The organism is Bacillus sp. C28GYM-DRY-1 (assembly GCF_030519405.1).
Classification (GTDB): domain Bacteria; phylum Bacillota; class Bacilli; order Bacillales; family Bacillaceae; genus Bacillus; species Bacillus spizizenii_A.
Genome location: NZ_JAUMKF010000040.1, coordinates 1 through 7,779, shown reverse-complemented (window position 1 = coordinate 7,779; position 7,779 = coordinate 1). Strand labels below are relative to the sequence as shown.

The following is a 7,779-nucleotide window of genomic DNA, read 5'->3' as shown; positions in this document are numbered from 1 at the left end:
AATTTGGGTGGAACCACGGGTACATTACACACTCGTCCCTTTTAGAGGGATGGGTGTGTTTTTTTATGAACTAAATATATGCGATGAAAAGGACATGGATGATCATTACGGTTTTCAGAGAGGGAAGAAAGGTGAGAGCTTCCCAGCTTAGGGATATCATTTACCGCCTTCAAGCTGGGCAAACAATTAGAGCTGTTTATGTTTTCTGAAGAAGCGCCGGGGATGCCGTTTTATTTGCCGAAAGGGCAGATTATCCGCAATGAGCTGGAACACTTCTCGCGTGAGCTGCAAACAAAGGCTGGCTACGAGGAGGTCCGTACGCCGTTTATGATGAATCAGCGGTTATGGGAACAGTCAGGCCACTGGGATCATTATCGTAACAATATGTATTTTTCAGAAGTGGATGATACAAGATTCGCCATGAAGCCGATGAATTGTCCCGGCCATATGCTCATCTTTAAAAACAGCCTGTATTCGTATCGGGATCTGCCGATTCGAATGGCGGAATTCGGTCCATGAATACAGCGGTGCTTTAAACGGAATGCTACGCGTCCGGACGTTCTGCCAGGATGATGCCTATATCTTCGTTCGAGACGATCAGATTGAGAGTGAGATTAAAGAAGCGATTCGGCTGATTGACGAGGCATATCGTACTTTTGGCTTCGAGTATTCGGTCGAACTCTCGACTCGCCCGGCAGATTCATTAGGAGATGACAGCCTTTGGGAAGCGTCGGAACGCGCCTTAGCAGGCGTCCTTGAGGAACTTAACCTGTCTTATGAGGTTAATGAAGGTGACGGGGCGTTTTACGGGCCGAAAATTGATTTTCACATCAAAGATGCCCTGAAACGAAGCCACCAATGCGCGACAATACAGCTTGATTTTCAAATGCCGGAAAAATTTGATTTAACATATATCAATGAACACAATGAAAAAGTTCGTCCTGTCGTCATACACAGAGCGGTATTCGGCTCGATCGACCGTTTCTTCGGCATTTTAATCGAGCGTTTCGGCGGGGCATTCCCAGTCTGGCTTGCACCGATCCAGGTTCAAATCATACCGGTCTCGCACGTTCATTTGGACTATTGCAGAAAGGTGCAGACAGAGCTGAGGCAGCTGGGGATAAGAGCCCGCATAGATGAGCGTAATGAGAAGCTGGGCTACAAAATCAGAGAGTCGCAGGTACAGAAAATCCCGTACGTGCTGGTGCTTGGGGATCACGAAGAGCAGGAAGGTGCGGTAAACGTCCGCCAATTCAGAAATCAGCAGAATGAACACGTCCCTTTTCAGACGTTTAAAGATAAACTTGTCAAACAGGTGGAAAATCGAAGTATCTAGGAGAAAAGCTGTGAATTCTCAATTTGCTTTTTTGACTTTCCCTATCCGGAATCAGTAAAATAATAAGTAAATCTATCGTTCGTATGTTATGAATGCATCTCGAAATGGGGAAATTGACATGGACCATGACAAACTGGAAGCAAATTTGCTGGATCACGCACTTACAAAATACTTGAAAAGCACGAAGCAACTGGATGAAGCCACTGTTCCGAAACACATGAATAATGTAAGAGGATTTATTCTGCGGATTATATACAGACATGGGAGCTGCACAATAAAGGATATTCTGAAGGAGGTCACACTGTCTCCCTCAGCCACAACCACCGCTCTGAATCATTTAGAACAGGAGGGGTTTATTGAAAGATCCAGAAATAACAATGACCGCCGTACTGTATGGATTACGCTTTCTGAATCGGGCCGGGGGACAGCTGAACAAATGATCGAAAACCGCCAGCAGCTGATTGACGGCATGTTTGAGCGTTTAACAAACGAAGAGAAAAAGACGTTCTTAGCGATTATTGGGAAGCTTACCCAATAGGGATAGAAAGAGCCGGTGTGCGAAACGCCGGCTTTATAGAGATTATTCCATATCACTCAGGCGTTTGCCTGCGACAGCATAATGGTCTTTTCTCATTTCTTCTATAAATACAACAATTTTTTCTTCAGAGGCACCGGTTGTTTCCTTTACGGCTTCTGTTACTTTCTCGACAAGATTGCGTTTCTGCTCGTCTGTACGGCCTTCGAGCATTTTGACAGTTACGTATGGCATGGATGCTGAATCCTCCTTTATCTCGTTTCCTCTCTTTAGAAAAAGAGGCTTCTTATAGTATACTGAATAAAGTAAATTCTTGCATTTTTAGAAAGAGGGATATCACACTTGGACCGTTTTTTATATTATCCGTTATCTTTAATGCCATACCTCGTCATCACGTTAATTGTGTCGTTTACGGTGCATGAGCTTGCCCACGCTTATGTCGCATACAAGTTCGGTGACGATACGGCGAAAAAACAAGGAAGACTGACGCTCAATCCCATTAAACACCTTGATCCGTTCGGAACCATTTTGATTCTGGTGGCCGGCTTCGGATGGGCGCGCCCTATTCCCGTTAATCGCCGCTTCTTTAAGAATCCTCGGCTTGCCGGCGTGCTTGTATCTATTGCCGGACCCGTCAGTAACCTGATTCTTGCGTTTATCGGTTTCTTTTTGTTAGTGTTGATGCATGCATACGGAATGGAGCTGCTTGCGGCATTCAGCACGGGGCTTGATCAGTTCTTTTCCATTTGGATACAGCTGAATCTTGTTTTGTTTTTATTTAATCTGCTGCCGCTTCCTCCGCTCGATGGGTATCGAATAATCGAAGATCTCGTTCCCCCGGGAGTGCGTGTCAAGATGACGCAGGCGGAGAACTACGGCTTTATCGTCTTTTTGGTTCTGTTTGTGACACCGCTCGGATCTTACGTGCTTTGGCCACTGCTAAATGCCGGAAGAGATCGGATTTTACAGCTGTTTTCAGCGATATTTCAACCGCTTTTGTAGGAGGTAGAACTCATGGAAGAAAAAAAGAAAAAATCAATCGGGTTTAATATTATCAAAAGTGATCCGACAGACGGACATGGCGGTTTCGGTGTAGGGGCACTCAGCCTCGATAACATTTCCCCTGTATTCGTCGATGTAGAGGAAAAAGAAGCGTTCGTTGACATCGGTGCCATGCACGCCCGCAGCACCGTTGAAAAAGGAATTAAATTTCTGCCGAATAAAGAAGAAGTTCCAAACGGCAAACCATACTGGCTTGTATGGGTGACGATTGACAGAAGAGAAGAGGGGCCTTATTACGCAGGCGTGACAGCTTGTGAACTAACGGTCGACAGAAGCATCAGAAGAGGCTACAAATCGTTGCCTGAGCATGTGAATCTAATGGATAAATCAATGAAACGAAAAATTATCATTGATAAAATGGATGACAGCTCGAAGCGTGTGCTCGGCGAGTTTCTGAAAAAGCATGATCAGGGTCTATGGGACCGCTCCTCAGATGAATTAAAAACCGGCCTGCTTCCGGAAGACAATTAAATTGTGAACTTTCTGTGAACTTTTAGAAAATTTGAACTATTTTTCGTAAACATTGAGTAAACTGGTGATACAGAAATAGGACATGGAAAATCCCGAGCCGAACCAAGACTCGGGGTTTTTCATTTTGTAAGTGTAAGATGATGTACGAAACCATGCGAATAACCCGCCTCCGAGGAGACGGGTTATTTTCAATGATTCCGCCCCAGCCATTTGTCCCACCACTTTTTCGGTGAAGCAGGCTTCTCTTTGACTGGATGCAGGTCTTTTGTTTGTTTTGCTGGTTCTGCCCCATAGCATACGTTTGATGGCTCAGTGCCTTTCACAAAATACGTGTAGTGCTTGGCTGCGCAGCCGGGGCCTGACGTGTAGCCTGTTACCGGATCAATGTACACACCGGTTACGCCTTTTGGCGGTTTGAATGCAGTTTCCGGTTCTCCTTTGAGCGCATCCTCCATAAAGTCAGCCCAAATCGTTTTGGCATAGCTTTTTTCTTCGACCGAGTCGATGGTGCTGTTTTTATCATAGCCCGTCCAAACACCTGCGGCCAGCTTCGGATTGAAACCAATCATCCAGCTGTCTGCGCTTGTGGTTCCTGATTTTCCCGCATACGTTCTTGTCAGGCGGTTGGCGATCATCCGTCCGGTTACCGACGTATAGCCGTTTAAATCCGGATCAAACATGCCTGTCATCATACTCGCCGTGACAAAAGCGGATTTTTCATCGAGCACTTGTTTATGCTGATTCGGGTTTTCATACAGCACATGTCCCGCTGCGTCCGTGACCCTCGAAATAAAGGTCGGTTCGATTTGCTTCCCGCCATTTGCGAGCATGGCATAGGCATTGACCATCTCAATCGGGCGCACGGGCTCGGTACCGAGCGCCAGGGACGGCAGTGCTTGTAGCTGCGCGGTGATGCCGAATTCCTCTGCCGCCTGTACGAGCTTGTTCATGCCGAGAAAGAGATGTGTTTTCACAGCGTAAATGTTGTCGGAAAGCGCCAGCGCCTGCAGAAGCGTAATCGGCCTGTTGGCATAGTATCCGTTATAGTTGCTTGGAGAATAGGTTTCTCCCTTTGCATCAATTTGAAACTCGGTTTCTTCGCTTTTCATCAAGGTAACTGGCGTAAATCCGCTCTGAATCGCCTTATAGTACAGTAACGGCTTAATTGTCGAAGCAGGCTGGCGCTTCGCCTGTGTCGTCCGGTCAAACGGGCTTTTATGATAATCCCTGCCACCGACAAGAGCGAGAACGTTTCCTGTGCGGGGATCAATGGCTGAAAACCCGACTTGAATGTCAGAGCCGGCGTTGACGGTTTCAGTAATGGTCTCCTCAGCTATGCGCTGCATCCGTTTATCTACCGTCGTATAGACGTTTAACCCGCTCGTTTCAATTTGCTCCCGCGTCAGGCCGAGCTTTTTCTCCAGCTCTCTCATCGCATTGTCATAGAAATAAGGGGCTTTTTTCTTGGAAACTTGTTTATTCAAAGGCTGATAAGAAAGAGGTTCTTTCATGAGTTCATCCGCTTTCCTATGGCTGATCATCCGCTGCTTTTCCATCATCCGCACAATCGTTTTCTGGCGCTCCTTGGCCTTTGTTTCATTGACATAAGGCGAATAGCCGGAAGGGCCTTTTGGGATACCCGCCAAAAGCGCAGCCTCCGCATCTGTCAGATTTTTTGCATGCTTGCCGAAATACAGGCGGGAAGCGGCTTCAATGCCGTAGGCGCCGTGGCCGTAGTAAATCGTATTTAAATAGCCTTCTAATATCTCGTCCTTAGAATAGTTCTGTTCCAGACGAATTGTGTAGAACGCCTCATTCCATTTCCGTTTCCACGTTTTATCGTGTTCAAGGTATAAGTTTCTCGCATATTGCTGGGTGATGGTACTGGCACCCTGAACCTTGGCAAATGCTTTCAGATCAGCAAGCGCCGCACCGGCCATGCGTTTATAATCAAAGCCGTGATGCTCGTAGAAATTCTGGTCTTCAACCGCAACTGTCGCTTTTACAATCGTCGGATTCATGTCCTTTAAGGGGACCCAATAGCGCTTTTCACCGAAATTCGTTTCCCCGAGCTTTGAGCCGTCACTCGCATACAAAATCGTGGATTGCGGCACTTGCACGGAGGGAGCGCCCTGGTATTTGGCAATCAAAATGACAGTCATAAACACAGCAGCTGCCGCTAAGGCCGCCAAAGCCCCTAAAAAGATAAAGGCGCGAACGGTTTTCAGCGTCAGTCTCAGCCGTTTATTTGTCATTGCATCCACAACGGGTTCCCCCTTTTTTTATGTTTCTACTATTATGAGAAAAAAAGATCATTTTTAAACATCGCAAAACAGGACGTATCTTTACTTTTTCCCCGCCATCCTCTATACTTTTTCCTTAGGTGAAAATGAGATTTCAACCGAGAATAAAAGCTGATAAGACGCTTACAATAAATGAATACAGCCTTGAAAGGGAGATGACAATTGAGCGAACTTTGGTACACAGAGAAGCAGACGAAAAACTTTGGCATTACGATGAAGGTTAACAAAACGTTACATACAGAACAAACAGAGTTTCAGCATTTAGAAATGGTGGAAACAGAAGAGTTCGGCAACATGCTGTTTTTGGACGGCATGGTGATGACATCTGAAAAAGACGAGTTCGTTTATCACGAAATGGTAGCGCATGTGCCGTTATTTACGCACCCAAATCCTGAGCACGTTCTTGTAGTCGGCGGCGGTGACGGCGGCGTCATCAGAGAAATCCTGAAGCATCCGAGCGTGAAAAAAGCGACGCTTGTTGATATTGACGGCAAGGTTATTGAATACTCTAAAAAGTTCCTTCCTTCTATCGCAGGAAAGCTGGATGATCCACGCGTTGATGTGCAGGTGGATGACGGATTTATGCACATTGCGAAATCTGAAAATCAATATGACGTGATCATGGTGGATTCAACTGAACCTGTCGGGCCGGCTGTAAACCTGTTTACAAAAGGATTCTACGCGGGAATCGCGAAGGCACTGAAAGAAGACGGCATTTTCGTCGCTCAGACGGACAACCCATGGTTTACACCGGAATTAATCACAAATGTACAGCGCGACGTGAAGGAAATCTTCCCGATTACGAAACTGTATACGGCTAACATTCCAACATATCCAAGCGGCTTGTGGACATTTACAATCGGTTCGAAAAAATATGATCCGCTTGCAGTAGAAGATAGCCGTTTCTTCGAAATTGATACGAAATATTACACAAAAGATATTCATAAAGCGGCGTTTGTTCTGCCGAAATTTGTGAGTGACCTGATTAAATAATGAAGGTATGGCGCAGGAGCGAATCTTGCGCTTTTTTACAGGAAAGCGAGGGTATTATAGATGAGATTTGATGAAGCTTATTCAGGAAAAGTATTTATTGCGAGCCGTCCCGAGTGGGAGGGGGCGGACGCCATCCTGTACGGCATGCCAATGGACTGGACGGTTAGCTATCGTCCGGGCTCACGCTTTGGCCCTAGCAGAATCCGCGAGGTGTCAATCGGCCTTGAAGAATACAGCCCGTATTTAGACCGTGATCTGGCAGATCTGAACTTCTTTGACGCCGGCGACATTCCGCTGCCGTTCGGAAATCCGCAGAGAAGCCTTGATATGATTGAGGAATATGTGGACAGCATTTTAGAAAAAGGGAAATTCCCAATGGGCATGGGCGGGGAGCACCTCGTGTCATGGCCTGTCATTAAAGCAATGTACAAGAAATATCCAGACCTTGCGATTATCCATTTTGATGCGCATACAGATCTTCGCGTTGATTATGAGGGAGAACCGCTTTCTCACTCCACGCCGATCCGCAAAGCGGCAGAATTGATCGGACCGCAAAATGTGTACTCATTCGGAATCCGTTCCGGCATGAAGGAAGAGTTTGAATGGGCGAAGCAAAACGGCATGCACATCTCAAAATTTGAAGTGCTTGAACCGCTGAAAGAGGTGCTTCCGAAGCTGGCGGGCCGTCCGGTTTATGTCACAATTGACATTGACGTATTAGACCCTGCACACGCACCGGGTACAGGAACGGTTGACGCCGGTGGCATCACGTCTAAAGAACTGCTTGCATCTATCCATGAAATCGCTCGCTCAGAGGTAAACGTGAAGGGCGCTGATTTAGTGGAAGTCGCACCGGTATATGACCACTCAGAACAAACGGCAAACACAGCCAGCAAAATCATCCGTGAAATGCTGCTTGGGTTTGTGAAATAAGAAAACATCCAGACTTTGTGGGACTGACCCCCGTTTTTGAGACAGGGATCAAAACACCTTTTAAACAGCCAATTGTCGATAGTTTATCGGTGATTGGTTGTTTAGTTTCGTTTGAATACGAATATTGTTATAATAATGAATGTATT

General features: G+C 46.3%; 8 protein-coding genes and 1 pseudogene. 6 read left to right on the top strand and 3 right to left on the bottom strand.

The annotated features are described in order from the left end of the window. Nucleotides 1-171: 171 nt before the first annotated feature. Nucleotides 172-1,336, top strand: a pseudogene (thrS, locus tag Q3W56_RS20440) (threonine--tRNA ligase); the annotation flags it as partial. A 118-nt stretch (nucleotides 1,337-1,454) separates the two neighbouring features. Beyond that, the gene (locus Q3W56_RS20435; protein ID WP_019716085.1) at nucleotides 1,455-1,874 is read left to right on the top strand and encodes a MarR family transcriptional regulator; all 420 of its coding nucleotides are present in this window, start codon (nucleotides 1,455-1,457) and stop codon (nucleotides 1,872-1,874) included. 42 nt (nucleotides 1,875-1,916) lie between these two features. On the opposite strand, the gene Q3W56_RS20430 is transcribed toward Q3W56_RS20435, so the two are convergent. Beyond that, the gene (locus tag Q3W56_RS20430; protein ID WP_003222038.1) at nucleotides 1,917-2,105 is read right to left on the bottom strand and encodes a 2-hydroxymuconate tautomerase; all 189 of its coding nucleotides are present in this window, start codon (nucleotides 2,103-2,105) and stop codon (nucleotides 1,917-1,919) included. Between the two features lie 108 nt (nucleotides 2,106-2,213). Here Q3W56_RS20430 and Q3W56_RS20425 point away from each other — a divergent pair, with 108 nt between their 5' ends. Both Q3W56_RS20425 and Q3W56_RS20420 read left to right on the top strand, forming a co-directional pair. Beyond that, a complete protein-coding gene (locus Q3W56_RS20425) occupies nucleotides 2,214-2,873 on the top strand; it encodes a site-2 protease family protein (protein WP_268399623.1) in 660 nt (219 codons plus the stop codon). 12 nt (nucleotides 2,874-2,885) lie between these two features. Next, nucleotides 2,886-3,404, top strand: a complete 519-nt coding sequence (locus Q3W56_RS20420) for a YwhD family protein (protein ID WP_302896691.1) — start codon at nucleotides 2,886-2,888, stop codon at nucleotides 3,402-3,404. Nucleotides 3,405-3,592: 188 nt separating this feature from the next. On the opposite strand, the gene Q3W56_RS20415 is transcribed toward Q3W56_RS20420, so the two are convergent. After that, nucleotides 3,593-5,668 (bottom strand): transglycosylase domain-containing protein, encoded by a 2,076-nt coding sequence (locus Q3W56_RS20415; protein WP_302896690.1) that lies wholly within the window; start codon nucleotides 5,666-5,668, stop codon nucleotides 3,593-3,595. Nucleotides 5,669-5,869: 201 nt separating this feature from the next. Here Q3W56_RS20415 and speE point away from each other — a divergent pair, with 201 nt between their 5' ends. Both speE and speB read left to right on the top strand, forming a co-directional pair. Then, complete coding sequence (gene speE, locus Q3W56_RS20410) at nucleotides 5,870-6,700, top strand: spermidine synthase (protein ID WP_003222027.1); 831 nt, start codon at nucleotides 5,870-5,872, stop codon at nucleotides 6,698-6,700. A gap of 60 nt (nucleotides 6,701-6,760) precedes the next feature. Further along, nucleotides 6,761-7,633 (top strand): agmatinase, encoded by an 873-nt coding sequence (speB, locus tag Q3W56_RS20405; RefSeq protein ID WP_302896689.1) that lies wholly within the window; start codon nucleotides 6,761-6,763, stop codon nucleotides 7,631-7,633. A gap of 60 nt (nucleotides 7,634-7,693) precedes the next feature. Here the strand turns inward: speB and Q3W56_RS20400 are convergent. Then, on the bottom strand, nucleotides 7,694-7,779 hold an 86-nt coding region (locus tag Q3W56_RS20400), incomplete at its 5' end, for an IS3 family transposase (protein ID WP_131121716.1).